This is a genomic window from Ensifer sp. Root127 (genome assembly GCF_001425225.1).
Classification (GTDB): Bacteria; Pseudomonadota; Alphaproteobacteria; order Rhizobiales; family Rhizobiaceae; genus Ensifer; species Ensifer canadensis.
The window spans coordinates 17,720-43,227 of sequence record NZ_LMDX01000001.1; the positions used below are offsets into that span (position 1 = coordinate 17,720).

Genomic DNA, 25,508 nt, shown 5'->3' on the forward strand with positions numbered 1-25,508 from the left:
CAGAGACAACGAGGTAGAAATGAATTTCAGCACGAAAATGATTGCCGCCGGAACGCTCGCCGCGTTCATGGCAGGGGTCAGCTTGCCGCAAAGCGCACTCGCGCTCGACCAGAAACAGAAGGAAGAGTTTGGCGCCTTCATCAAGGAATACCTGCTCGCCAATCCGGAAATCATGCTCGAAGTCCAGGAGGCGCTGGCTACAAAGCAGCGCGCCAAGCAGCAGGAAGCAGCTGAAGGTGCGATCGCCGAAAACAAGAAGGCGATCTTCAACTCAGACTACGACATGGTACTCGGCAATCCTGATGGAGACGTCACCGTCGTCGAGTTCTACGACTACAACTGCGGCTATTGCAAACGTGCGCTGACGGACATGGACGAGATCCTGTCGAAGGACAAGAACATCCGCTTCGTGCTGAAGGAATTGCCGATCCTCGGCCCGGATTCGCTGGCTGCCCACAAGGTCAGCGCTGCATTCCGTCTCGCCGCGCCGGAGAAGTACGGCGAGTTCCATCGGGCCCTGCTCGGCGGCGAGGACCGCGCAACCGAGGAAACGGCGATTGCCGTTGCCGGCAAGCTCGGCGTCACCGAAAAGCAGCTGCGCGCCAAGATGGAAAAAGAGCCGCATGATGCCGCGGTACGCGAGGCCTACACCCTTGCCAACGATCTCGGCATCACCGGCACGCCCTCCTACGTGATTGGCAACGAGGCGGTGTTCGGAGCCGTCGGTGCCGAGGAAATCAGCACCAAAGTGTCCAATATGCGCAGCTGCGGCAAGACCGCCTGCTGACCGCCTGCATTGGCCGTCCCGTCCCAACTGTGGACAAATCCCGCGAGGACCCAAAGGGCTTTTCCTCGCGGGACCATCAGTCTATAGGTAACCCTCTATCACTGGACCGGAATCCCGCATGCCCACCAAAATTTTCGTGCTGAACGGCCCCAACCTCAATGCGCTCGGCAAGCGCGAACCGGGGATTTATGGCGGCCAGACACTCGCCGACATCGAGGCGATGTGCACCACGGAAGGCAAGACGCTGGGACTGGAGGTCGATTTTCGGCAATCCAACCACGAAGGCACGCTTGTGGACTGGCTGCATGAGGCCGGCGAAAAGGCGGCGGGCGTCGCTATCAATCCGGCAGCCTACGGCCATACGTCGATCGCGCTGCACGATGCCATCCGCGCAATCGGCATCCCGGTGGTCGAACTGCATCTTTCCAACATCCACGCGCGTGAAGAATTCCGCCACAAGTCGATGATCGCCCCGGCGGTCAAAGGCGTCATCTGCGGTTTCGGCGCGCAGAGTTACATTCTGGCGCTGCATGCGCTAAAGAACCTGACAGAAACGTCGAAATAAAAAGAACACGAGGCTCATATCCCATGGCTGACAAGAAACCCGGTATCGACCAGGCGCTGATCCGCGATCTCGCCAATATCCTGAACGACACGGATCTCACCGAGATCGAAGTGGAGCAGGAAGACCTCCGCATCCGCGTATCGCGCGCCGGCACGCCGGTCGCCATGTCGATGCCGACCTACCAGGCCCAGCCGGCCGTCCACGCTGCGCAGCCCGCTGCAGTTGTCGCTCCGGCCGAGACCAGCCGCAATTCCAAAAACGCCTTAACGGCTCCGATGGTCGGTACGGCCTACCTCGCGCCGGCCCCAGGCGCCCGCCCGTTCATCGAGGTCGGTACCGTGGTCAAGGAAGGTCAGACGGTCCTGATCATCGAAGCGATGAAGACCATGAACCAGATCCCTGCCCCGCGTTCGGGCAAGGTGACCGAAATCTTCGTCCAGGACGCAGCCCCCGTCGAGTATGGCGAGCCGCTGATCGTAATCGAATAAGGCGGCGCTGCGATGATCTCGAAAATTCTCATTGCCAATCGCGGCGAAATCGCCCTTCGCGTACTGCGCGCCTGTAAGGAACTCGGCATCGCGACGGTGGCCGTCCATTCCACGGCTGACAGCGACGCCATGCATGTGCGTCTGGCCGACGAAAGCGTCTGCATCGGTCCTCCGCCGTCGCGCGATAGCTATCTGAACATTCACCAGATCGTCGCCGCCTGCGAAATCACCGGCGCTGACGCCGTGCACCCGGGTTACGGCTTCCTGTCGGAAAACGCCAAGTTCGCCGAAATCCTCGACGCCCACGACATCACCTTCATCGGTCCGACGGCGGAACATATCCGCATCATGGGCGACAAGATCACCGCCAAGAAGACGGCGCAGGAACTTGGCATCCCCGTGGTTCCGGGCTCCGACGGCGAAGTGAAGCCTGAGAACGCCCTCGAAGCCGCGCGCAAGATCGGCTTCCCGGTTCTGATCAAGGCGACCGCCGGCGGCGGTGGCCGCGGCATGAAAGTCGCCAAGACCGAGGCTGACCTCGACGAGGCCGTGTCAACCGCTCGTTCCGAGGCGCTTGCTGCCTTCGGCAATGACGCTGTTTACATGGAGAAGTATCTCGGCAAGCCGCGCCACATCGAAATCCAGATCGTCGGCGACGGCGAAGGCAATGCGATCCATCTCGGCGAGCGTGACTGCTCCTTGCAGCGGCGCCACCAGAAGGTGTGGGAAGAGGCAAACTCCCCTGCCCTCAACGTCGAGCAGCGCATGAAGATCGGCCAGGTTTGCGCCGATGCGATGAAAAAGCTGAAGTACCGCGGCGCAGGCACGATCGAGTTCCTCTACGAGAATGGCGAGTTCTATTTCATCGAAATGAACACCCGCCTCCAGGTGGAGCATCCGATCACCGAAGCGATCACCGGCATCGACCTGGTGCACGAACAGATCCGCGTCGCATCGGGTGGCGGGCTTTCGGTCAAGCAGGAAGACATCGTGTTTTCCGGCCACGCGATCGAGTGCCGTATCAATGCCGAAGATCCGCGCACCTTCGTCCCCTCGCCGGGCACAATCACGCATTTCCACGCACCGGGCGGTCTCGGCGTTCGCGTCGATTCTGGTGCCTATCAGGGCTACCGTATCCCGCCTTACTACGACAGCTTGATCGGCAAGCTCATCGTCCATGGCCGGACCCGTGTCGAATGCATGATGCGCCTTCGTCGCGTGCTCGACGAATTCGTCATCGATGGTATCAAGACGACGCTGCCGCTGTTCCAGGACCTGATCAACAATCAGGATATCGCGAACGGCGAATACGACATCCATTGGCTGGAGCACCATCTGGCCACGACGTCCGAATAGGACCGTGCATTGAAAGGGACGCGCAGCAAGCAACCCGACGTAACACCGGACATGCTGCTGCGCGCCTATTCCATAGGCCTGTTTCCGATGGCCGATTCGGCTGACGATCCAGAGCTCTTCTGGGTCGAGCCGGAAATCCGCGGCGTCATTCCGCTCGATGGCTTTCACGTCTCGCGCAGTCTTGCAAAGACAATCCGCAAGAGCCACTTCGACATCCGCTTCAACACCGCCTTCGAGGCCGTGATGGAAGGCTGCGCCGCGCCGGCGCCGGATCGCCCGACCACCTGGATCAACAACAAGATCCGCTCGCTTTACGCCACGCTTCACTCGATGGGCTACGCGCACAGCGTCGAAGCCTGGGAGGACGATGCGCTGGTCGGCGGTCTCTACGGCGTCTCACTCGGCTCGGCATTTTTCGGCGAAAGCATGTTTTCCAGACGCACCAACGCGTCCAAGATCTGCCTCGTGCATCTGGTGGAGCGCCTGCGCGCCAAGGGCTTTGAATTGCTGGACACCCAGTTCACGACCGAGCATCTCAAGTCCTTCGGTGCGATCGACGTGCCGAAGGCGGAGTATGAGATCATGCTCGCCAATGCGATGAACTCTCCGGATCTATCGTTTTGAGCTCATCGTCGACCTGAGCCCCCGGTGCAAACGCCCATTTCCACCCCGTCTCAGACCCTTCAAAGTGCCCAGGGATGTCCGCGCCAGAGCATCGCCCGCTCACAAAAGGAGTCGCGCAACCGCTCTATCGCTTTGTTTTGCCAAATTTATTTGCGGGAGCTATTCTACTGGACTTCCAAGACATTACGGACGGCTTGTCACGGCATGGCCGGTGCGGACGTCCGCGAAGCGAAACCATCACGAGATGGTCCACCGCCGCCCGTTGTGCGCGCTCGTTCCGGCGCACCGAAGAGCGGGTTGGCACAGAAAAATTGAGGGCATATCGCAGCCGCGTTCAAGGGCGCCTGCCAGGCAAGGCTACCTCTTGGAGGCAGTATCCGGTGGCGGCAGGTCCGACGTCGCTTTGCAGGACTGCAGCCAGACATCATAGACGGGGTGCTCGACGGCGTTGAGGCCGGGGCTGTCGGCAAACATCCAGCCGGTAAAGATCCGCCTGATCTTGCGGTCAAGCGTAATCTCGTCGACCTCGACGAAGGTGGTGATCTTCTGAGCTTCCGTGTCGTCCCTGTTATAGCAGACGCGCGGCGTTACCTGCAGGGCGCCAAACTGGACGGTCTCACCGATATAGACGTCAAAGGTCGTGATGCGGCCGGTGATCTTGTCGATGCCGGAAAACACGGCGACGGCGTTGTTTACCCGCGCGGCCTCGGCCGTACCGGCCGAGGAAATCATCGGCAGCGCGGCAAGCGCAGCGACACAGAGCCGGCTCGACATCTGGCCGATTGTTTTCCGCAGATAAGAACCCGCCATTCCCGCCTGTCTCCCGCGCGCTTCGCATTCACCGTTGATGGATATCAGGCGCTAAACATGAAATGTGGCCGCCCCGTGGTCATCGGACCATTTCGCGGGCGGCGCGCCTTGTCCGACGACAAGCGTCTCAGGAGCCCGGCGTCCAGGCGTCATAATCACCCGTTACGCGCGGACGCGCACCGGTACCGGCGATCGAACCCTGCGGCCGGTAAGCGTTGGCCGTACCAGTCGGGTTCGGACGATGTGGCTTCTGCCACTCGCGAGCGACGTATTTTTCGTCAGCCGGCGAAACGTCGGTGCGGTGATGCATCCAGCCGTGCCAGCCGGCCGGAATAGCAGAGGCTTCGGCACAACCGTTGTAAATCACCCAACGGCGCGTCCGGCCTTCGGAGTCCTTACCGCCCTGATAATAGACGTTGCCGAGCTCGTCTTCGCCGACACGTTGACCGTTACGCCAGGTATGAAACCGCGTTCCGATCGTCTGTTGGTTCCACCAGGTGAAAATCTGCAGCAGGAGCTTCATGGATGCCGTCCTCAACCGACCGTTGGGAAGGCGGCCGGATACCAAAACTATGTCCCCGCTTATGCCCCGCCACTCCAGGCTTGTCCAGTGATTCCGAGGCAAACACAGTCATTTCAGCGGCATGTGGAACCCGAAATGGCTGCGTACAAAACCGAGACGTTCGTAGAAGCGATGCGCGTCGGTGCGCGTCGCATTAGAGGAGAGCTGGACCTTTGCTGCCCCCTCCTCGCGCGCACGCTCGATCGCATGACGTATCATGCGTGCGCCTATGCCACGGCCGCGCATGTCTTTACGGGTTTGCACGGCCTCGATCAGCAGTCTTGGCCGGCCGCGTCCAGGAAGCGAGGTCAATAATGTTGCCTGGAAAGTGCCGACCACTTCTTCACCGAGGCGGGCGACATAAAGGGTTTGAAGCGGTGATGCCTCGATGCGCGCGAAGGCCGCGAGATAGTCGTCGAAAGCCTCCGGCTCGACCGTGTCACCGTGTCCGCCAACGTCGTCGGCGGCAAAGAGCGCGATGATCGCCGGTAGATCAGCCCGCTCGGCCTTGCGGATATCCAAGTCAGTCAGCGCGTGCATGTTTTCCTCCGGGCGTCACCATCAGCACCGAGCATCAATCATCAGAAGGCTAGCGTTTCGCGACAGCCAACCCTAACCGCGCGATCTTCCCCGGAGGAAGGCGACGGCCGCTAACCTCAGAGGAACGACGGCGTCAGACCAACGGTTTTTCGAGGATGAGTGCCAGAAGCCCCGACTGGTCGTCGCCGCAATCGCTGGTTTGACCGACTTCGGAAAAGCCGTGAGTCCGGTAGAATGCGAGGGCATGAAGGTTCTGCGGCTCGACCTCGACCCGCATGCGCTCGGCATCCGGGAAGCAGGTTTCGAGTTCGGCGAAAATGTCGCGGCCGATGCCCTGCCTCTGCAGTTTCGGCAGGACGTAAAGCTGGTGGAGCACCACGGTCTTCTTCAACGTATCTGACATGGACGCATAGCCCATGCCGCCAATGCTGCGACCATCGTCGGCAACCAGGAATTCCGCGTCCTTGCGCTCTAGCCGGACCTTGAGCGCCGGTAGCGAATGCCAGCGGCCCGTCAGTTCGTTGACCTTCTCGACGCCATAGAAGGTGTCATAGGTCGCGTGCCACGTCTCGACGAGCAGCGCGCGAACCTTTTCCAGATCGCGCTCGCTCGCCGTGCGGACGAAGAACATCGTTTATTCCTCGATGCCGAGCTTGGCCTTGACCAGTGCCTGAACGGCCTGCGGATTAGCCTTGCCGCCGGTCGACTTCATCACCTGGCCGACGAACCAGCCAGCGAGCGAAGGCTTTGCCTGCACCTTGGCAACCTGGTCCGGGTTGGCGGCGATGATCTCGTCGACCGCCTTCTCGATGGCGCCGGTGTCTGTTACCTGCTTCATGCCACGCGCTTCAACGATCTCGGCAGGATTTCCGCCTTCGTTCCAGACGATTTCGAAGAGGTCCTTGGCGATCTTGCCGGAAATCGTCTCCGCCTTGATGAGATCGATGATGCCGCCGAGCTGGGCAGGGGAAACCGGAGTCTCTTCAATAGCTTTGCCGGCTTTGTTCAAGGCGCCGAGCAAGTCGTTGATGACCCAGTTTGCAGCGATCTTGCCGTCACGGCCTTCGGCCACAGCCTCGAAATAGTCGGCAATCGACTTTTCGGAAACGAGCACCGAGGCGTCATAGACCGACAGGCCCATGGCGCTGACAAAGCGTTCCTTCTTGTCGTCAGGCAGTTCCGGCAGGTCGGCTTTCAGCGCATCGACGAAGGCCTGGTCGAATTCGAGCGGCAGCAGGTCCGGGTCCGGGAAGTAGCGATAGTCGTGCGCGTCTTCCTTGGACCGCATGGAGCGTGTCTCGCCCTTGTTCGGGTCGAACAGGCGCGTTTCCTGGTCGATAGAGCCGCCGTCTTCCAGAATTCCGATCTGACGGCGCGCTTCATATTCGATCGCCTGACCGATGAAGCGGATGGAGTTGACGTTCTTGATTTCGCAGCGCGTGCCAAAACCTTCGCCGGGGCGACGGACCGAAACGTTGACGTCGGCGCGCATCGAACCTTCGTCCATGTTGCCGTCACAGGTGCCGAGGTATCGCACGATCGAACGCAGCTTGGTCATGTAGGCCTTGGCCTCGTCGGACGACCGCATGTCGGGCTTTGAGACGATTTCCATCAGCGCCACGCCGGAGCGGTTGAGGTCGACATAGGACATCGACGGATGCTGGTCGTGCATCGACTTGCCGGCATCCTGCTCGAGATGCAGGCGCTCGATGCCGATCTCGACGTCTTCGAACTGGCCCTGGCGATCAGGCCCGACGGAAATGATGATCTTGCCTTCGCCGACGATCGGATCCTTGAACTGCGAGATCTGATAGCCCTGCGGCAGGTCGGGATAGAAGTAGTTTTTGCGGTCGAAGATCGAGCGGTTGTTGATCACGGCCTTGAGACCGAGGCCGGTGCGGACCGCCTGCCTGACGCATTCCTCGTTGATGACGGGCAGCATGCCAGGCATGGCCGCATCGACAAGCGACACGTTGGCGTTCGCCGGCTTGCCGAATTCGGTCGATGCACCCGAGAACAGCTTCGAATTGGAAAGCACCTGGGCATGGACCTCCATGCCGATGATAACCTCCCAGTCGCCAGTGGCGCCAGGGATGAAGCGTTTGGAATCGGGAGTGCGGACGTCGACAATGCTCATATCATGCTCTTCTTTGAAGCCTGAATTCTTGGTTTCTCGGTAGAGCAATTGCCGCAATGGTGCAAGTTGTTAGGCGCGATCAGCCGCCCCGCGATGACGTGGCGCACGGTTTAACCGCCGCTTAGCGGTCGCTATGGCAAAAGGTGGACATGGCCCTCACCGCTGCCAGTCTCCTGTGTTTCCTTGTCGCGATCAACATCACGAGCTTCTGCCAATTCTGGTACGACAAGCACGCGGCGCGATCAGGCTGGCGCCGCATCAGCGAGCGGACGTTGCTGCAATCGGCATTTTTCGGCGGCAGCATCGGTGCGATGGCCGGTCGCCAGGTCTTCAGGCACAAGACACGCAAGGAGCCGTTTCGAACACATCTCATTCTGATCGTCCTGTTCCAGATGATTGTGGCGGTTGCCTGCGCAATCTTTGCGAGCGGATATATTGACGCTTTCGTCGGTCTCTTCTAGGAAGCGTTCGTTCGAATGGAGTTTTGATGTTCACATCGTCTGAGTCCCGGTAAGGGCCCCTGCCCGCTTTCTCATAGATTGCGCGCACGGGCCGGAAACGTAACCCCGCTTTTCCCAAGATTTGCGGAACGTTTTTCTGCGTTCTCACGAACGCTATTCCGGAACATTCAGATATGGATATCTCACGCGCTGAGCAGCGCATTCTTCATCATTTGGCCCAAGGCGGCCGTATCGAAATTACCCGCGACGACAAGACGATCATCGACATCAGATGCTTCACGCGCGACGGATGGGTCTATCCGGGCTTCGACCTCGAACTCTTCCGCAAGCTGAAGCGCAAGAAAGCGATCTCGTCATCGGCCGGCAAACCCTATCGCATCACCGAGCGGGGCTTGCGCCTGGTCCGGTCGGAACTCAACAATCGCTGATCGGCGAAACCATGAGGATGCCGGGTATCGCCCGGCATTTTCTCCAGCCCTTACGGTATGCCGCGATTAGGGATCGTATCTCTTATCACCTAGCGGCCGTAAAGGCCGAGATCGGTAACAGCAAGCGGCTTGCCCAGCCCGATGTACTCGACATCGCGATCAAGCTTGGGCGCATAGGAGGTCGACAGCCAGGTGACCCCGTAGCCGTGTTTGCGGAAGAAGCCGATGGCTGCTGTGTTCTTGGCGTGCGTCTTGGTTTTCGCTGCGTCGAAGCCGTCGTTTGAGATGCGAAGCTCAATGTCGGCGAGCAGACGACCGCCGAGCCCCCGCCTCTGGGCTTCCGGCTCGATCCACAGATCGGAGATCATCTCGTCGAAGTTCTCGCGAGCGGCCCAGCCACGCGGCCGGCCATCAACTTCGATCAGCGAAACGGAGAGCCAATGATTGGCAAGAAAATCGCCAAAGGCGTTCTCCGCCAGGCGCCTCATCCGACCGACATCGGCAAGGCCGACAATCGCCCCTTCCCAGGCGCGAAGGCCTACGGCCGTGAGAGCACCAACCTCATCCTCTCGAGCATGACGGATCACGGGCATGGCGCGGCCCCCCTCTCCGCGTCACTGAAGCGTCGCGCGTCATGTGTGACGCGTCAAGGACGCTGGCTGACACACCAGTCGCGGCGATCGCGGCGCAGCACGCTTGCGGTGCTGCGCCGTTAGCGTTTTACCACCACTTGGTGGGCGCGAAACGACCGGCTGCCTGCTCGATCACATGGGCGGTCTTGAAGAGGGTCTCTTCCTCGAACGGCTTGCCGATCAGTTGCAGACCAAGCGGCAGGCCCTTGTGATCGACGCCGCCGGGAACGGCGATGCCCGGCAGGCCGGCCATGTTGACCGTCACCGTAAAGATGTCGTTGAGGTACATCTTGACCGGATCCGATGCGAGATCCTCGTCGGCGATGCCGAACGCGGAGGACGGTGTCGCCGGCGTCAGGATCGCGTCGACGCCCGCATGGAAAGCGAGTTCAAAGTCGCGCTTGATCAACGTGCGAACCTTCTGGGCGCGCAGGTAGTAGGCGTCGTAATAGCCGGCAGAAAGCACATAGGTGCCGATCATGATGCGGCGCTTGACCTCCTGGCCGAAGCCGGCTGCGCGGGTCTTCTCGTACATGTCGACGATGTCCTTGCCGTCGACGCGCAGGCCGTAGCGGACGCCATCGTAGCGGGCAAGATTCGAAGACGCTTCGGCCGGAGCGACGATGTAGTAAGCCGGCAGCGCGTATTTGGTGTGCGGAAGCGTGATGTCGACGATCTCGGCACCGGCATCCTTAAGCCAGGCGATACCCTGCTGCCACAGGGCTTCGATCTCTTCCGGCATGCCGTCTACCCGGTATTCGCGCGGAATACCGATCTTCATGCCCTTGATCGACTGTCCGATCGAAGCTTCGTAGTTCGGCACCGGCAGATCGACGGAGGTCGTGTCCTTGGCGTCGACGCTTGCCATCGACTTCAGAAGGATCGCGGCGTCGCGCACGTCACGGGCAATCGGGCCGGCCTGATCGAGCGACGACGCAAAGGCGACGACGCCCCAGCGCGAGCAGCGGCCATAGGTCGGCTTGATGCCGACGGTGCCGGTGAAGGCGGCCGGCTGACGGATGGAGCCACCGGTATCGGTTGCGGTCGCACCGGCGCACAGATGCGCGGCGACGGCAGCGGCCGAGCCGCCCGACGAGCCGCCCGGGACCAGATCGAGGTTGGAGCCCTTGGCGCGCCAGGGGTTCTTCACGGCACCGTAGTAAGAGGTTTCGTTGGAGGAGCCCATGGCGAACTCGTCCATGTTGAGCTTGCCGAGCATCACGGCGCCGTCGTTCCAGAGGTTCTGGGTCACGGTCGATTCGTAGCGCGGGGCGAAACCATCGAGAATGTGGCTGCAGGCCTGCGTGTGCACGCCTTCGGTACCGAACAGATCCTTGATGCCCAGCGGAATGCCTTCGAGCGCGCCGGCCTTGCCGGCCGCGATGCGCGCGTCCGATGCCTTGGCCATTTCGCGCGCCTTGTCCGGCGTGACGGCGATATAGGCATTGATCGCTTCATTGGCGGAATCGATCGCCGCGATATAGGCGTCGGTCAGTTCAACGGCGGTGATTTCCTTGGCGACAAGCTTGGTGCGGGCTTCGGCGATCGTAAGGCTGGTGAGTTCGGTCATGATGAAATCGGACTTTCGCAATCAGGGACGCCGGGCGCAATCAGGGACGCCGGGGCGGCAGGTGGTCGGATTATTCGACGACCTTCGGGACGAGGAAAAAGTTGCGATCGGTATTGGGAGCATTGGCAACGATATCGTCGGCCTTGCTGCCATCGGACACGACGTCAAGGCGCTTCTTCATGTCCATCGGCGTCACCGACGTCATCGGTTCTACGCCATCGACATTCACTTCGGAGAGTTGCTCGACGAAACCAAGGATGCCGTTGATTTCGCCCACCATTCGCGTGGCTTCATCTTCACTGACGGCGATGCGGGCGAGGCGCGCGACGCGCTTCACGGTGGCAAGGTCTACGGACATGGTCGTCTCCGGTATCTGGAACTTTCCCCCGCTATAATGGTGCGCGGCGAGGCGCGCAACGGGGGAATCGCCCGATCGCTCGCCTGCCGCGGTGCTGACGGCCTTCGCCGTCAGACGGTCACTACGCCACCGACGGCCGGTGTTGCCACTTTGGTCGAGGCGCTGTCCATGCCGACGACGAAGTTTTCCGGCGTCTGATCGATGATCGGGAAGGATCCGTAGTGGCAGGGAATGGCGGTCGAGAACTTGAAATAGCGCTGGCAGGCAAGTGCGGCCACGGCGCCTCCCATGGTGAACCGGTCGCCGATTGGAACGAGGCCGATCTCCGGCTGGTGCAATTCCTCTACCAGAGCCATGTCCGAAAAGATGTCCGTGTCGCCCATATGGTAGAGCGTCGGTTCATCCTCGAAATGCAGAACGAGGCCGTTAGCACTGCCGAGCGAATGCGAAACGCCGTCTTCGGTAATCTGTGCCGAAGAATGCAGCGCATTGACGAAAGTGGCGGAAAAGCCGGCGAGATGAATGGTGCCGCCGGTGTTGCCCGGCTCCATCGCCGAAACGCCCTGGCGCCCAAGCCACATGCAGAGATCGAAGTTCGCAACGACCACGGCTCCCGTTTCCTTGGCGATTGCGACGGTGTCGCCGACATGATCGCCATGACCGTGCGTCAGCAGAATATGGGTGAGCCCGGTCGTCACCTCCTTGCGCTCGCTGTCGAGGAAGGCCGGGTTGCCGGTGAAGAAGGGATCGATCAGGATCTTCGACGTTGCCGTTTCGATGTGGAAAGCGGAATGGCCGAGCCATTTGATCTTCATGACATTCTCCCAGATGATTTGCGCCTTGGACCAGCTATATGGAACGGATCGAACACCTGCAAAGATCGAATCGGCAAATCAAATGACAATTCTGACCATCGAAGAGCTCGCGAGCCAGCTTCAGCCCAACCAGGCCATCGCCGGCCTCGATCTCGGCACCAAGACGATCGGCATCTCGGTGTCCGACCTTGGACGCCGGATCGCAACGCCGCGCGAGGTGATCCGGCGGGTCAAATTCGGCATCGATGCGGTGACGCTTCTGGCAGTGGCCGAGAAGGAACGGGTTGCGGCCCTTATCATCGGCCTGCCGGTCAACATGGACGGCAGCGAAGGGCCCCGGTGTCAGGCGACCCGCGCTTTCGTGCGAAACATGGTCGAGAAGACGCCCCTGCCCTTCGTCTACTGGGATGAGCGGCTTTCGACCGTCGCGGCCGAACGGGTGCTGATTGAAATGGACGTATCACGCAAGAAGCGGGCCGAGCGCATCGACTCGGCTGCCGCATCCTTCATTCTTCAAGGGGCGCTCGACAGGCTGGCGTCCCTTGCCAGGGACGGCGCTTCGGCCGACTGAGCGGCCACTGCACCAAAGCAGCGGCGATACCAGACTGCAAGCTCACGACGCTTGCGGAAGGCGATGATGCCGAAAACGATGAAGCTGTCGACAATGATGGCGCGGGCGACGAGCGGCGGAATGCTTTCCGGCGGAATGCCGAGCACGTTGCCGTAGACCTGGAAGACCAGGTCATGGGTCTGGCGCGTCAGCATGAAGAATCCGAAGCTCATGTCGTAGTAGGAAAGGCCGTACCAGGCGGCCAAAAACATGACGGGGCATGCCCACAGGATCAGAAACCACTTCATGCGGCCCCCCTTTCCGATATGCGTCGATAGAACAATGGATAGATCGCGCGGTCTGCCAGTACCAAGGCAAGCAGAACCATTGCGGGAACCACGATATCGAGCGCCAGTCCGGCGAAAAACATCATCATGATGATCAAAAGACCAGTTCTCACCGAACCGCTCCCTTCCGGATCTCTTTGCGTTACCCAACCACTGTCCACGCTCGCCGGCGGTCACGCAATGTAAACCACTTGTTAAGGTTAATTTTCACAGGCTCCTGTCCGACTGCAGCCAGCCCGACCCGCCAAGGCGCTGCAAAGCTTGAAACGCACGGCGCGATTTCGTCTTAAATTGATTCCGGCTCGAGGGATTATGCAGTAACGGTGGGCTCCTCTCCCGCTCAGGCCCCGTCATGATCATCGTCTTTGAAAGTATCCTTCCCATCTTCCTTCTGGTGCTGCTCGGCGCATGGCTGAAACGCACGACGCTGGTCGATCAGAACCTTTGGCTGGGCCTCGAACAGTTCGGCTATTACATTCTCTTCCCCGCCCTCTTGTTCTCCACGCTGGCCCAGGCCGATTTTTCCGGCATGAAGGCGGACGCCACGGCGATCGCCACGATCGGCAGTGTCAGCCTGATGTCGATCTTTGTCCTCTTCCTCTGGCCGCTGTTTCGAAACAGAGAGGTTTCGGGCGCCTCCTTCACCTCGGTCTTCCAGACGGCGACGCGGTGGAACGGCTTCATGGCACTGGCGATCGCACAGAAACTCTATGGACCGATCGGGCTGACGCTGACGGCGCTGGTGATGACCCTCGTGATCATCCCGATCAATCTCTACAACGTCGGCGTGCTGGTTTGGTTCGGGGGCGGCAACCGGGATTTCCGGCGTTTCTTTGCCAAGATCGCTACCAATCCGTTAATCGTCGCATCGGTGCTGGGCATCGTGTTCAACCGGATGGGCATAACTGTCTACGGGCCGGTGATGACGACCATCGACATGCTGGCAAGCGCCTCGCTCAGCCTCGGGCTCGTTATGGTCGGTGCCGGATTGCGGGTGTCGGACGCACTGAAGCCGAGTGGATCGGCGATGTTGGCAGTCTTCCTGAAGCTGATCATGATGCCGGTGTTCATGGTGGGTGCCAGCTTCCTGCTCGGCATCCGCGGCGATGCGTTGTGCGTCATTGCGCTCGGCGCTGCCGTTCCGACCGCGATGAACGGCTATCTGCTCGCCAAACAGATGGGCGGCGACGCAGAGCTCTACGCGGCGGTGGCGACGGTTCAGACCGTCGTCTCCTTCTTCACGATCCCGCTGGTGCTGTCGGTGACCGCCTATGTGGCGGCCGGATAGAGCAGGTCGAGGATGTAGGCCGAATCGAAGCGCGAATCGAGCATGCCGTAGGTGGACCGCCAGCCGGCGGCAAGGCGCGATTCGAGGAAGGCGTCGGCGATGCGGCCGGCCCCGAGCCGATAGAGTTCGGCAGCCGCCGCTGCCAGAGCCAGTTGCTCGACCAGCATGCGGGCGGCCCCTTCGTCGCGCTCGCAGAGCGACATCGCCGCACGCAGCACGTCGATCGTCTTGCGACCGGCAGGCCCGAGATCGCGGCTCAGCACGGCAAACAGCTGTTCGAAGAGATCCTTGCGCTTAAGCAGAACGCGAAGCACATCCAGCGCCATGACGTTGCCCGAGCCTTCCCAGATCGCGTTGACCGGCGCCTCGCGATAATGCCGCGCCAGCGCCCGCTCTTCGACGTAGCCGTTGCCACCGAGGCATTCCATCGCTTCATAGATCAGCGCCGGGGCGATCTTGCAGCACCAGTATTTTGCGACCGGCGTCATGATGCGCGCATAGGCCGCCTCTTCGGCACTGCCGTGCGCCTTGTCGAAGGCATCGGCGAGGCGGAACGACAGGGCACTGGCGGCGGCGACGTCGAGCGCCATATCGGCGAGGACCCGGGTCATCATCGGCTGGCCGACGAGCGGCTTGCCGAAAACCTTGCGGCCACGCGTGTGGTGGACGGCCTCGGCGAGCGATGCCCGCATGATGCCGGCGGACGCCAGCGCGCAATCGAGACGCGTCAGCGTCACCATGTCGAGAATAGTGCGGATACCGGCATCGGGCGCGCCGAGCACGAAACCGAATGTGTCGGAAAACTCGACTTCGGAGGATGCGTTGGAGCGGTTGCCGAGCTTGTCCTTCAGGCGTTGGAAGCGCAGGCCGTTGGCGCTCCCGTCTTCAAGCAGCCTCGGTACAAGGAAGCAGCCGAGCCCGTCGCGGGTCTGCGCCAGCATGACGAAGGCGTCGCTCATCGGCGCCGACATGAACCACTTGTGGCCGTTCAGGCGGTAGATACCCTCGCCGACACGCTCTGCGGTCGAAGTGTTGGCGCGCACATCGGTGCCGCCCTGCTTTTCCGTCATGCCCATGCCGACGGTAACGGCAGACTTCTGCATCCACGGCTTGTTGGACGAATCGTATTTGCGCGACAGGATCTTCGGCGCCCATTCCTTCTGCACGGCGGGCGAGGCGGTGATCGCGGCAAGCGATGCACTTGTCATCGTCAGCGGGCAAAGATGGCCGCATTCCAGCTGGGCCGTCAGGTAGAAACGGATCGCCCGCGTCTTGTGCGACTGATTGCGCTCGTCAGGCAGGTTCTCCCAGGCGGATGCGTGCAGGCCCGAGGTCATGGAGCGTCGCATCAGCGCATGCCAGGCCGGATGGAACTCGACGACATCGAGGCGCTCGCCGCGTGGGCCATGCGTCTTCAGCTTCGGTACGCCTTCGTTCGCCATGCGCGCGAGTTCCTGCGCCTCCGGCGAGGTCACGTAGCGCCCGAGCGTACCGAACTCGTCGCGCAGGGCCTTCGGCATGCCCGACGTGATGTCCACGACCAGCGGATCGGAACGATAGGCATTGATGCCGGACCAGGGCTTGGGCTGGTTCAGCTCGGCGAGTTTCTGTTCGGTCCGGTTCATCTGATTCATGGGCCGGTTCTAGCGCAACTTTGCCGACCACGAAACGGGGCCAGGGAAAGATAGGATGCCGCACCCAAGTTTTCTGCGGAAGGGCCCGCGCAACGCTTGCCGTGCCGGGGGTCACGTCTTATAGAGCGAGCCACATTCCAGAGCGCAAGGGCGGCCCATGACCACTTTCCCGCATCGCCACCTGCTCGGCATCAAAGGTCTTACGGAGCAGGATATCACCTACCTGCTCGATCGTGCCGATGAAGCCGTCAAGATCTCCCGTCAGAGAGAGAAGAAGACGTCCACCCTTCGAGGGATGACGCAGATCAATCTCTTCTTTGAAGCGTCCACCAGGACGCAATCCTCCTTCGAGCTAGCGGGCAAACGGCTCGGCGCCGACGTGATGAACATGTCGGTCGGCAACTCGTCGGTGAAAAAGGGCGAAACGCTGATCGATACGGCGATGACGCTCAACGCCATGCACCCCGACGTGCTGGTCGTGCGCCATTCGTCCGCGGGTGCGGCCGCACTTCTGGCCCACAAGGTTTCCTGCTCCGTGGTCAATGCCGGCGATGGCCAGCACGAACATCCGACCCAGGCCCTGCTCGATGCACTGACGATCCGCCGCATCAAGGGCAAGCTCTCGCGCATCATCGTGGCGATCTGCGGCGACGTGCTGCATTCGCGTGTCGCCCGCTCCAACATCCTTCTGCTCAACCAGATGGGCGCGAGGGTGCGGGTCGTCGCACCGGCAACGCTGCTTCCCTCTGGGATCGCCGACATGGGCGTTGAGGTCTACCACTCGATGGCCGAGGGACTGAAGGATGCAGATGTGGTGATGATGCTGCGCCTGCAGCGCGAGCGCATGGCCGGCTCCTTCGTGCCTTCGGTGCGCGAATATTTCCACTACTACGGCCTCGATGCCGAAAAGCTCAAGGCAGCCAAGGACGACGCGCTCGTCATGCACCCGGGCCCAATGAACCGCGGCGTCGAGATCGCGTCCGAAATCGCCGATGGGCCGCAGAGCGTAATCGAGCAGCAGGTTGAAATGGGTGTCGCCGTGCGCATGGCGGTGATGGAAACGCTTCTTCTTTCGCAGAACCAGGGGCCGCGCGTATGACCAGACCGCTCGTTCTTAGGAACCTTCGCATCGTCGATCCGTCCCGCAACCTCGACGAAACCGGCACGATCATCGTCGGTGATGATGGCCGTATCCTGGCCGCAGGCAAGGATGCCCTCAATCAGGGAACGCCTGTTGGCGCCTTCGTCAAGGATTGCGACGGACTAACGGCCGTTCCGGGCCTCGTCGACGCGCGCGTCTTCGTCGGCGAGCCGGGCGCCGAGCACCGCGAAACGATCGAATCGGCCTCGCGCGCAGCAGCCGTCGGCGGTGTGACCTCCTTCATTTCGATGCCGGACACGGATCCTGTCATCGACGACATCGCGCTTGTCGAATTCATGCAGAAGACGGCCCGCGACAAGGCGCTCGTCAATGTCTATCCGGCGGCCGCGATGACCAAGGGTCTCGCCGGCGAAGAGATGACCGAGTTCGGTCTGCTGCGGGAGGCAGGTGCGGTCTGCTTCACCAACGGACGCAAGGCGATTCACGATACGCTGATGCTGCGCCGCGCCATGACCTATGCCCGCGAGTTCGGCGCGGTGATCGCGCTCGAAACGCGCGACAAGTATCTCGGCGCCAACGGCGTGATGAACGAGGGCCTGCTTGCCAGCTGGCTCGGTCTTGCCGGTGTGCCGCGCGAGGCGGAAATCATCCCGCTCGAGCGCGACCTGCGTATCGCCGGCCTCACCAAGGCCGCCTACCACGCCGCCAACATCTCGGTTCCCGAATCCGCCGAAGCCGTTCTGACCGCCCGCAACCGCGGCGCCAACGTCACCTGCGGCATCTCTATCAACCATCTGACGCTCAACGAGAACGACATCGGTGAATACCGGACCTTCTTCAAGCTCTCGCCGCCGCTGCGCCGCGAGGACGACCGCGTCGCGATGGCGGAAGCTCTTGCCAACGGCACCATCGACATCATCGTTTCCTCGCATGATCCGCAGGATGTCGACACCAAGCGCCTGCCCTTCTCCGACGCGGAAAATGGCGCGATCGGGCTCGAGACGATGCTAGCCGCAGCGCTTCGCCTGCATAACAGCGGCCAGGTTCCGCTGATGCGCCTCATCGACGCGATGTCGACGCGTCCGGCGGCGATCTTCGGGCTTGATGCCGGCTCGCTGAAGCCGGGTGCCAAGGCCGACATCACCGTCATCGATCTCGAAGAGCCTTGGGTCCTCTACAAGGAAGCGATCGTTTCACGATCGAAGAACACGCCATTCGAAAATGCGCGCTTTACCGGACGGGTTGTGCAAACCTATGTTGCCGGCAAGCTTGTGCATTCGGCATAAGCGACAGCAGTCGCGCGGGAGGAATCGGTGGATCTTTTTTCCTGGCAGCTTGGACTGCCTTCGACAGCCTTGAGCCTTGCCTTCGGCTATCTGCTCGGCTCGATCCCCTTCGGGCTGATCCTGACCCGCATGGCCGGCCTCGGTGACGTTCGCAAGATCGGCTCGGGCAATATCGGCGCCACCAATGTCCTGCGAACCGGCAACAAGAAGCTTGCCGCGGCAACCCTGCTGCTTGACGCCCTGAAAGGCACGGCGGCAGCCGCTATCGCATCGCTTTGGGGTGTCGAAGCCGGTATCGCCGCAGGTCTTGCCGCCTTCCTCGGCCATCTCTACCCGGTCTGGCTCGGCTTCAAGGGCGGCAAGGGCGTCGCTACCTATATCGGCGTGCTGCTGGGCCTCGTGCCCTGGATGGTTCTCGTCTTTGCGGCGATCTGGCTGGCGATGGCGAAAATTAGCCGTTACTCTTCGCTATCGGCGCTGGTTGCAACTGCAGTCATTCCGGTTGTACTCTACCTGACAGGACACGAGAAAGTCGCCCTGCTGTTTGCGGTCATGACCCTGATTACATGGGTGAAACATCGCGCCAATATCCAGCGGCTCATCGCGGGCACCGAAAGCAGGATCGGAGACAAGGGATAATGTTGAACGTCAGTGCAAAGCGAACCGGAGTTGCACTGACCGAACGACAGAAGATTTCCTGGCTGCGGCTGATCCGCAGCGATAATGTCGGCCCCGTAACGTTCCGCGATCTCATCAATCACTTCGGCACGGCTGACGCCGCACTTGACGCCTTGCCCGAACTATCGCGGCGCGGACGTTCCGCGTCGCCACTATCGCCGAAGCGGAACGGGAGCTCGAAATAGCGCACCGCTTCGGCGCGACCTTCGTCGGTATCGGCGAACCAAATTATCCTTTCGCCCTTCGCCAGATCGATGGCGCTCCACCGCTTCTGGCGGTCAAAGGCAACCTCGACGCCGCGGCACGATCGTCTCTCGGCATCGTCGGCTCGCGCAACGCCTCGGTCAGCGGTGCCAAGTTCGCAGCGATGATCGCGCGCGATGCCGGTCGTGCCGGTTATGTGATCACGTCAGGGCTGGCGCGCGGCATCGACACCGCCGCCCATCGAGCAAGCCTGGAAAGCGGAACGATCGCGGTGCTTGCGGGCGGTATCGACCGACCCTATCCACCGGAAAATGTCGGGCTGCTCAACGATATCATGTCAGGCCAGGGCCTGGCCGTGAGCGAAATGCCGTTCGGCTGGGAGCCGCGGGCTCGCGATTTCCCGAGGCGCAACCGTCTGATCGCCGGCATCAGTCTCGGCGTGGCGATCGTCGAGGCAGCCAACCGCTCGGGCTCACTGATCACGGCCCGCTACGCCGCCGATTTCGGCCGACTGGTATTTGCCGTTCCCGGCTCGCCGCTCGACCCACGCTGCCACGGAACCAATGATCTGCTCAAACAGGGCGCGATCGTCACGACGACGTCGGACGATGTTCTCGACGCCCTTGCGCCTCTCAGCCAATACAGGCTGCCCTTGGCGGCAGGGGCCGAAGAGCCCGGCCATGCAGCCCCGTCGAGACAGCCGGTGCCGCTCGCTGACGGCGACCGGGCAACGATCATCGACGCGCTCGGCCCGACACCGGCCGAAATCGACGATGTCATCCGCCACACTGGACAGCCTGCAGCGGAAGTCTACCTCGTGCTGCTCGAGCTTGACCTTGCCGGACGCCTCAGCCGCCATGCTGGCGGACTGGTGTCGCTCAATGCGGAGCAATAAAACTTCTTGTTTGCGCACGATCCAGTCGGCAACCGGCAACACAAAAGCACATTCGCAGATACGAAGAAAACACGAGCGACTCAATCGGAAAGAGATATAATTATCTATTCTCGCAATGGCTGCATAACGCAGCCCTGTCGCTATTTTGAATGAAACCCCTTGACCCCGCTCGAATCCCTGTCCATTTCGGGGCATCGATATTCGGCGATGCTCAGTGCAAACCGCGCTGACGCAGGACCAAACCCGGTTGTCTCAGAAAAATGACGATGAATGTTGTAGTGGTGGAATCGCCTTCGAAGGCAAAGACGATCAACAAGTACCTCGGCCCAGGCTACAAGGTTCTTGCCTCGTTCGGCCATGTGCGGGATCTGCCTGCCAAGGACGGCTCGGTTCGTCCTGACGAAGATTTTGAGATGTCCTGGGAGGTCGACGCCGCGTCGGCCAAACGCATGAAGGATATTGCCGATGCCGTGAAGGCAGCGGACGGCCTCATCCTCGCGACCGACCCGGATCGCGAAGGCGAAGCGATCTCCTGGCATGTGCTCGATCTTCTCAGGAAGAAAAAGGTGTTGGGTGACAAGCCGGTCAAGCGTGTGGCCTTCAACGCCATCACCAAGAAGGCCGTGCTTGACGCGATCGCCCATCCGCGTGACCTCGATATTCCGCTTGTTGATGCGTATCTGGCGCGCCGTGCACTCGACTATCTCGTCGGCTTCAACCTGTCGCCGGTACTTTGGCGTAAGCTCCCCGGCGCCCGCTCTGCCGGCCGCGTTCAGTCCGTCACGCTGCGGCTGGTCTGCGATCGCGAAGCGGAAATCGAACGGTTCATCTCCGAAGAATACTGGAACCTGTCGGCGCTCTTGAAGACGCCGCGCGGTGACGAGTTCGAGGCACGGCTCGTTTCGGCGGACGGAAAGCGACTGGCTCCACGTGCGGTCGGCAACGGCGAGGAAGCCAACCGGCTAAAGACCCTGCTCGATGGCGCAACCTATGTCGTCGACAGCATCGAGGCAAAGCCGGTCAAGCGGAACCCCTCGCCGCCATTCACCACTTCGACGCTACAGCAGGCTGCGTCATCGAAGCTCGGCTTCTCCGCCTCCCGCACCATGCAGGTTGCGCAGAAGCTCTATGAAGGTGTTGATATCGGCGGCGAAACCGTCGGTCTGATCACCTACATGCGTACCGACGGTGTGCAGATGGCGCCCGAATCGATCGAGGCCGCACGTGAGGCGATCGGCAGCCAGTTCGGCAACCGCTACCTGCCGGAAAAGCCACGCCTCTACTCTACCAAGGCGAAAAACGCCCAGGAAGCGCACGAGGCCATTCGCCCGACCGACTTCAACCGGACGCCCGACCAGGTCCGCCGCTTCCTCGACGGCGATATGCTGAAGCTTTACGATCTTGTCTGGAAGCGCGGCATCGCCAGCCAGATGGCGTCTGCCGAGATCGAACGTACGACCGCCGAGATTACCGCCGATAACGGTGGCAACAAGGCTGGCCTGCGCGCCACCGGTTCGGTCATTCGTTTCGACGGCTTCATCGCCGCCTATACGGACGCCAAGGAAGACGGCGAGCAGACCGATGACGGCGACGAAGATGGTCGCCTGCCGGAGATCAACGCGCGCGAAAGCCTGGCAAAGCAGAAGATCAATGCTTCGCAGCATTTCACCGAGCCGCCGCCGCGCTACTCGGAAGCAACGCTGATCAAGAAGATGGAAGAGCTCGGCATCGGCCGTCCATCGACCTATGCCGCGACGGTAACGACGCTGCTCGACCGCGACTACATCACCAACGACAAGCGCAAGCTCGTGCCCCAGGCCAAGGGACGGCTCGTCACGGCGTTTCTCGAAAGCTTCTTCACGCGCTACGTCGGGTACGACTTCACGGCGTCGCTCGAAGAAAAGCTCGACCAGGTCTCGGCTGGCGAGGTCAACTGGAAGGACGTTCTTCGCGACTTCTGGAAGGATTTCTTCGCGCAGATCGAGGAAACCAAGGAACTGCGCGTAACCAACGTGCTCGACGCGCTGAACGAGGAACTGGCACCGCTGGTGTTCCCCAAGCGCGAAGACGGCAGCGATCCGCGCATCTGCCAGGTTTGCGGCACCGGCAAGCTGTCGCTGAAACTCGGCAAGTACGGCGCCTTCGTCGGCTGCTCGAACTACCCCGAGTGCAACTTCACCCGCCAGCTTTCGTCCGACGGCAACAGCGATGCCGAGGCTTCGGTCTCGAACGAGCCGCAGGCGCTCGGCAAGGATCCGCACACCGGCGAGGAAATCACGCTGCGCAGCGGCCGTTTCGGTCCCTATGTCCAGCGCGGCGACGGCAAGGAAGCCAAGCGTTCGAGCCTGCCCAAGGGCTGGACGCCATCCTCCATCGACCATGAGAAGGCCGTCGCCCTGCTCTCGCTGCCGCGCGATATCGGCGCGCACCCCGAAACCGGCAAGATGATCTCGTCGGGTCTTGGCCGCTACGGACCCTTCGTGCTGCATGACGGCACCTATGCGAACCTCGAATCGATCGAAGACGTCTTCTCGATCGGTCTGAACCGCGCCGTTTCCGTGATTGCCGACAAGCAATCCAAGGCCGGTGCCGGTCGTGGCCGTGGCGCCGCGGTCGCGCTGAAGGAACTGGGCGACCATACGGAAGGCGGCGCAATCACCGTCCGCGACGGCCGCTACGGGCCCTATGTCAACTGGGGCAAGATCAACGCGACCTTGCCGCAAGGCAAGGATCCGCAATCGGTAACGGTCGAAGAGGCGCTCGCCCTCATTGCCGAGCGTGCAGCCAAGAGCGGCACCGGCAAGGGCAAGGCGACGAAGGCAAAGACGACGAAGTCTTCCAAGGCTGCGACAGACGGCGCCACCAAGAAGACGACCAAGGCCAAGGCGCCTGCCAAGGCAAAACCAAAGACGGCCGCGAAGGCCAAGAAGGACTGACCTTGACCAGAATACCGCGCGACCCGACCGAAAGATCCGGAAAAGGCTCCGGCAGGAAAGAGGGCCGCGCGGCAAAGGCCGCGCCGGCGTCGGAGAAAACCTCGATCATCCACGGTGCGGTTCCCCCGCGCGATGTGCTGATGCGCTTCATCGCCGAGAATCCGGAACGCGCCTCCAAGCGAGAAATTGCCAAAGCATTCGGTCTCAAGGGCGACACGCGCGTCGAACTCAAGGCGCTGCTGCGTTCGTTGGAAGCAGACGGGCTGGTCGAGAAGAAGCGCAAGTCGCTCGTGCGTCCGGGCGCCCTTCCCCCGGTTACCGTGCTCGATATCACCATGCGCGACGTTGACGGCGAACTGATCGGCCGCCCGGCCGAATGGCTGGATGACGATGGCGTCGCACCGGCAGTGCTGATCAAGCAGTCGACTGTCGGCAAGGACAAGGGCAAGACGCCGGTCGGCGGCCTCGGCGACCGCGTGCTTGCAAAGATCTTCCCGGCCAAGGACCGTGGCGGCCCAGCCTATACCGCACGCATCATCAAGGTGCTCGACAAGCGCCGGGACGCCGTCCTCGGCGTCTTCCGCGCCACGCCGGGTGGCGGCGGGCGCCTGATGCCGATCGAAAAGCGCGGCGAGGAAATCCTTGTTGATCCGGACTTCGTCGGCGACGCCAAGGACGGCGATCTCATCGAAGTCCAACTGACGCGCCTTGGCCGCTACGGCCTGCCGCGCGCTCAGGTTCAAAACGTCGTCGGTTCGGTCGCTTCGGAAAAGGCGATCTCGATGATCGCCATCTATGCCCACGGCATCCCGCACGTCTTTCCGGAACGCGCTCTGAACGAAGCGGAAGACGCCGGCCCGGCCACCATGGCGCATCGGGAAGACTGGCGCTCGCTGCCGCTGATCACCATCGACCCGGCCGATGCGAAGGACCACGACGATGCTGTTCACGCGGAGCCGGACCCGTCGGAGGACAATCCGGGCGGCGTCATCGTCACCGTCGCGATTGCCGACGTCTCCTGGTACGTCCGGCCGAAATCGGCACTTGACCTCGAAGCGTTGAAGCGCGGCAACTCGGTCTATTTCCCGGACCGAGTCGTTCCGATGCTGCCGGAGCGGATCTCCAACGACCTCTGCTCGCTCAAGGAAGGCGTCGACCGGCCGGCGCTCGCCGTGCGCATGCGCTTTTCCAAGGAGGGCCGCAAGGCGGGCCACACCTTCCATCGCATCATGATGAAGAGCGCGGCCAAGCTTTCCTACCAGCAGGCCCAGGCCGCCATTGACGGCAATCCCGACGACAAGACCGGCCCGATCCTCGACACGATCCTGAAGCCGCTGTGGGAGGCCTATCGCACGCTCACGCGCGGTCGTGACCGCCSCCAGCCGCTCGAGTTGAACATGCCCGAGCGCAAGATCATCTTGAAGCCCGACGGCACCGTCGATCGCGTCTTCGTGCCGGACCGCCTCGACGCGCACAAGCTGATCGAAGAAATGATGATCCAGGCGAACGTCGCCGCCGCCGAGACGCTCGAGCAGAAGCGCCAGGTGCTGATCTACCGGGTGCACGACCAGCCGTCGCTGGCCAAGCAGGAGAGCCTGCGCGAGTTCCTGGCCACGCTCGACATCGCGCTGGTCAAGGGCGGCAACATGCGCTCGAACCACTTCAACGGCATCCTGTCCAAGGCCGAAGGCAAGCCGTTCGAAACCATGGTCAACGAGATGGTGCTGCGCTCCCAGAGCCAGGCGATCTACAGCCCTGAGAACATCGGCCATTTCGGCCTCAACCTGTTGAAATATGCGCATTTCACTTCGCCGATCCGGCGCTACGCCGATCTGATCGTGCACCGAGCGCTGGTCGCCTCGCTCGGTCTTGGCGAAGGCGGTCTCACGCCGCAGGAAGAGGCGGTGCTCGACGATATCGCCGCTGAGATCTCGACCTTCGAGCGCCGGGCCATGGCCGCCGAGCGCGATACTGTCGACCGGCTGATCGCCCATCATCTGAACGGCCGCATCGGCGAGGAATTCGAAGGCCGTGTTGCCGGCGTCACCAAGGCGGGACTTTTTGTCACCCTGCCGGCCTATGGCGCCAACGGGTTCGTACCTATATCTACGCTCGGACGAGACTACTTCATCTATGATGAAGCGCATCAGGCCCTTTCCGGCGAAAAGACCGGTCTCGGCTTTCGTCTCGGCGATCAGGTGCAGGTCAAATTGGTCGAAGCCGTACCGCTTGCCGGCGCGCTTCGCTTCGAGATGATCAGCGAAGGACGGAAAATGCCGACCGCCACGCGCTCCTTCCACAAATCGGGGCGTCGTGATCGCTCGAGCCCGCGCAAGACGCCGGGTACACGACCGCCGCGCGGAAAGCGCTAGAGCATGTCGCGCAAAAGTGTTCATCGCTTTTGCGATGACGGCATGCGCAAAAACAAGAGCTTAAAGCGCAGCAAGCGGATCTG

The 25,508-nt window shown here is 61.6% G+C and carries 26 protein-coding genes and 1 pseudogene; 15 read left to right on the forward strand and 12 right to left on the reverse strand.

Annotation, left to right across the window (positions count from 1 at the left end; translation table 11 throughout):
• Positions 1-19: 19 nt before the first annotated feature.
• From ASD03_RS00080 to aat, 5 genes are all read left to right on the forward strand, one after another.
• A complete protein-coding gene (locus ASD03_RS00080) occupies positions 20-787 on the forward strand; it encodes a DsbA family protein (RefSeq protein WP_025426639.1) in 768 nt (255 codons plus the stop codon).
• Positions 788-905: 118 nt separating this feature from the next.
• Complete coding sequence (gene aroQ, locus ASD03_RS00085) at positions 906-1,352, forward strand: type II 3-dehydroquinate dehydratase (protein ID WP_025426638.1); 447 nt, start codon at positions 906-908, stop codon at positions 1,350-1,352.
• A 23-nt stretch (positions 1,353-1,375) separates the two neighbouring features.
• Entirely contained in the window at positions 1,376-1,840 is a 465-nt protein-coding gene (accB, locus tag ASD03_RS00090; protein WP_025426637.1) for an acetyl-CoA carboxylase biotin carboxyl carrier protein, read from the forward strand.
• 12 nt (positions 1,841-1,852) lie between these two features.
• Positions 1,853-3,196, forward strand: coding sequence for an acetyl-CoA carboxylase biotin carboxylase subunit (accC, locus tag ASD03_RS00095; protein ID WP_025426636.1), 1,344 nt, complete (start codon positions 1,853-1,855; stop codon positions 3,194-3,196).
• 9 nt (positions 3,197-3,205) lie between these two features.
• On the forward strand, positions 3,206-3,820 hold the full coding sequence (aat, locus tag ASD03_RS00100; RefSeq protein WP_025426635.1) for a leucyl/phenylalanyl-tRNA--protein transferase: 615 nt from the start codon (positions 3,206-3,208) through the stop codon (positions 3,818-3,820).
• A 357-nt stretch (positions 3,821-4,177) separates the two neighbouring features.
• On the opposite strand, the gene ASD03_RS00105 is transcribed toward aat, so the two are convergent.
• The 5 genes from ASD03_RS00105 to gatB all read right to left on the reverse strand — a co-directional run bounded on the left by ASD03_RS00105 (position 4,178) and on the right by gatB (position 7,869).
• Positions 4,178-4,630, reverse strand: a complete 453-nt coding sequence (locus ASD03_RS00105) for a DUF2155 domain-containing protein (protein ID WP_025426634.1) — start codon at positions 4,628-4,630, stop codon at positions 4,178-4,180.
• A 127-nt stretch (positions 4,631-4,757) separates the two neighbouring features.
• Positions 4,758-5,153, reverse strand: a complete 396-nt coding sequence (locus ASD03_RS00110; protein ID WP_057212380.1) for an NADH:ubiquinone oxidoreductase subunit NDUFA12 — start codon at positions 5,151-5,153, stop codon at positions 4,758-4,760.
• Between the two features lie 108 nt (positions 5,154-5,261).
• Positions 5,262-5,732, reverse strand: a complete 471-nt coding sequence (locus tag ASD03_RS00115) for a GNAT family N-acetyltransferase (protein ID WP_025426632.1) — start codon at positions 5,730-5,732, stop codon at positions 5,262-5,264.
• Between the two features lie 133 nt (positions 5,733-5,865).
• On the reverse strand, positions 5,866-6,363 hold the full coding sequence (locus ASD03_RS00120; RefSeq protein ID WP_025426631.1) for a GNAT family N-acetyltransferase: 498 nt from the start codon (positions 6,361-6,363) through the stop codon (positions 5,866-5,868).
• Between the two features lie 3 nt (positions 6,364-6,366).
• Positions 6,367-7,869 (reverse strand): Asp-tRNA(Asn)/Glu-tRNA(Gln) amidotransferase subunit GatB, encoded by a 1,503-nt coding sequence (gene gatB, locus ASD03_RS00125; RefSeq protein WP_025426630.1) that lies wholly within the window; start codon positions 7,867-7,869, stop codon positions 6,367-6,369.
• A gap of 149 nt (positions 7,870-8,018) precedes the next feature.
• Here gatB and ASD03_RS00130 point away from each other — a divergent pair, with 149 nt between their 5' ends.
• Both ASD03_RS00130 and ASD03_RS00135 read left to right on the forward strand, forming a co-directional pair.
• Positions 8,019-8,330: a DUF1294 domain-containing protein gene (locus ASD03_RS00130; RefSeq protein ID WP_025426629.1), complete on the forward strand. Its 312-nt coding sequence runs from the start codon at positions 8,019-8,021 to the stop codon at positions 8,328-8,330.
• A gap of 173 nt (positions 8,331-8,503) precedes the next feature.
• A complete protein-coding gene (locus tag ASD03_RS00135; protein ID WP_025426628.1) occupies positions 8,504-8,758 on the forward strand; it encodes a YjhX family toxin in 255 nt (84 codons plus the stop codon).
• A gap of 89 nt (positions 8,759-8,847) precedes the next feature.
• Here ASD03_RS00135 and ASD03_RS00140 read toward each other — a convergent pair whose 3' ends face one another.
• From ASD03_RS00140 to ASD03_RS00155, 4 genes are all read right to left on the reverse strand, one after another.
• Positions 8,848-9,351 (reverse strand): GNAT family N-acetyltransferase, encoded by a 504-nt coding sequence (locus ASD03_RS00140; RefSeq protein WP_025426627.1) that lies wholly within the window; start codon positions 9,349-9,351, stop codon positions 8,848-8,850.
• Between the two features lie 127 nt (positions 9,352-9,478).
• A complete protein-coding gene (gene gatA, locus ASD03_RS00145) occupies positions 9,479-10,960 on the reverse strand; it encodes an Asp-tRNA(Asn)/Glu-tRNA(Gln) amidotransferase subunit GatA (protein WP_025426626.1) in 1,482 nt (493 codons plus the stop codon).
• Positions 10,961-11,030: 70 nt separating this feature from the next.
• Positions 11,031-11,318 (reverse strand): Asp-tRNA(Asn)/Glu-tRNA(Gln) amidotransferase subunit GatC, encoded by a 288-nt coding sequence (gatC, locus tag ASD03_RS00150; protein ID WP_025426625.1) that lies wholly within the window; start codon positions 11,316-11,318, stop codon positions 11,031-11,033.
• A 110-nt stretch (positions 11,319-11,428) separates the two neighbouring features.
• Positions 11,429-12,133 carry a metal-dependent hydrolase gene (locus ASD03_RS00155; protein ID WP_025426624.1) on the reverse strand — a complete coding sequence of 235 codons (705 nt, stop codon included), beginning with the start codon at positions 12,131-12,133 and terminating at the stop codon, positions 11,429-11,431.
• A gap of 82 nt (positions 12,134-12,215) precedes the next feature.
• Between ASD03_RS00155 and ruvX the strand changes: the two genes are divergently transcribed.
• Positions 12,216-12,704, forward strand: coding sequence for a Holliday junction resolvase RuvX (gene ruvX / locus ASD03_RS00160; RefSeq protein WP_025426623.1), 489 nt, complete (start codon positions 12,216-12,218; stop codon positions 12,702-12,704).
• Here ruvX and ASD03_RS00165 read toward each other — a convergent pair.
• Together ASD03_RS00165 and ASD03_RS38590 are read right to left on the reverse strand one after the other, a co-directional pair.
• A complete protein-coding gene (locus tag ASD03_RS00165) occupies positions 12,647-12,991 on the reverse strand; it encodes a DUF6105 family protein (RefSeq protein ID WP_025426622.1) in 345 nt (114 codons plus the stop codon). The two genes, ruvX and ASD03_RS00165, sit on opposite strands and share 58 nt — an antisense overlap.
• A complete protein-coding gene (locus tag ASD03_RS38590; RefSeq protein ID WP_156407888.1) occupies positions 12,988-13,143 on the reverse strand; it encodes a hypothetical protein in 156 nt (51 codons plus the stop codon). The genes ASD03_RS00165 and ASD03_RS38590 overlap by 4 nt, the downstream gene beginning before the upstream one ends.
• 239 nt (positions 13,144-13,382) lie before the next feature.
• On the opposite strand from ASD03_RS38590, the gene ASD03_RS00170 reads away from it, so the two are divergent.
• Positions 13,383-14,318, forward strand: coding sequence for an AEC family transporter (locus ASD03_RS00170; RefSeq protein WP_025426621.1), 936 nt, complete (start codon positions 13,383-13,385; stop codon positions 14,316-14,318).
• Here ASD03_RS00170 and ASD03_RS00175 read toward each other — a convergent pair.
• A complete protein-coding gene (locus tag ASD03_RS00175; RefSeq protein WP_025426620.1) occupies positions 14,300-15,952 on the reverse strand; it encodes an acyl-CoA dehydrogenase family protein in 1,653 nt (550 codons plus the stop codon). The two genes, ASD03_RS00170 and ASD03_RS00175, sit on opposite strands and share 19 nt — an antisense overlap.
• Positions 15,953-16,109: 157 nt before the next feature.
• Between ASD03_RS00175 and ASD03_RS00180 the strand changes: the two genes are divergently transcribed.
• From ASD03_RS00180 to rnr, 6 genes and pseudogenes are all read left to right on the forward strand, one after another.
• The gene (locus tag ASD03_RS00180; RefSeq protein WP_025426619.1) at positions 16,110-17,051 is read left to right on the forward strand and encodes an aspartate carbamoyltransferase catalytic subunit; all 942 of its coding nucleotides are present in this window, start codon (positions 16,110-16,112) and stop codon (positions 17,049-17,051) included.
• Positions 17,048-18,340, forward strand: coding sequence for a dihydroorotase (locus ASD03_RS00185; protein WP_025426618.1), 1,293 nt, complete (start codon positions 17,048-17,050; stop codon positions 18,338-18,340). Before ASD03_RS00180 ends, ASD03_RS00185 begins: the two co-directional genes overlap by 4 nt.
• A gap of 27 nt (positions 18,341-18,367) precedes the next feature.
• Positions 18,368-18,979 (forward strand): glycerol-3-phosphate 1-O-acyltransferase PlsY, encoded by a 612-nt coding sequence (gene plsY / locus ASD03_RS00190; protein ID WP_025426617.1) that lies wholly within the window; start codon positions 18,368-18,370, stop codon positions 18,977-18,979.
• A pseudogene (gene dprA / locus ASD03_RS00195) lies at positions 18,979-20,117 on the forward strand (DNA-processing protein DprA). Before plsY ends, dprA begins: the two are co-directional and overlap by 1 nt.
• Positions 20,118-20,383: 266 nt before the next feature.
• Positions 20,384-23,053 carry a type I DNA topoisomerase gene (topA, locus tag ASD03_RS00200; protein WP_025426616.1) on the forward strand — a complete coding sequence of 890 codons (2,670 nt, stop codon included), beginning with the start codon at positions 20,384-20,386 and terminating at the stop codon, positions 23,051-23,053.
• A 2-nt stretch (positions 23,054-23,055) separates the two neighbouring features.
• Positions 23,056-25,425 (forward strand): ribonuclease R, encoded by a 2,370-nt coding sequence (gene rnr / locus ASD03_RS00205; protein ID WP_057212381.1) that lies wholly within the window; start codon positions 23,056-23,058, stop codon positions 25,423-25,425.
• The last annotated feature ends 83 nt before the right edge of the window (positions 25,426-25,508 follow it).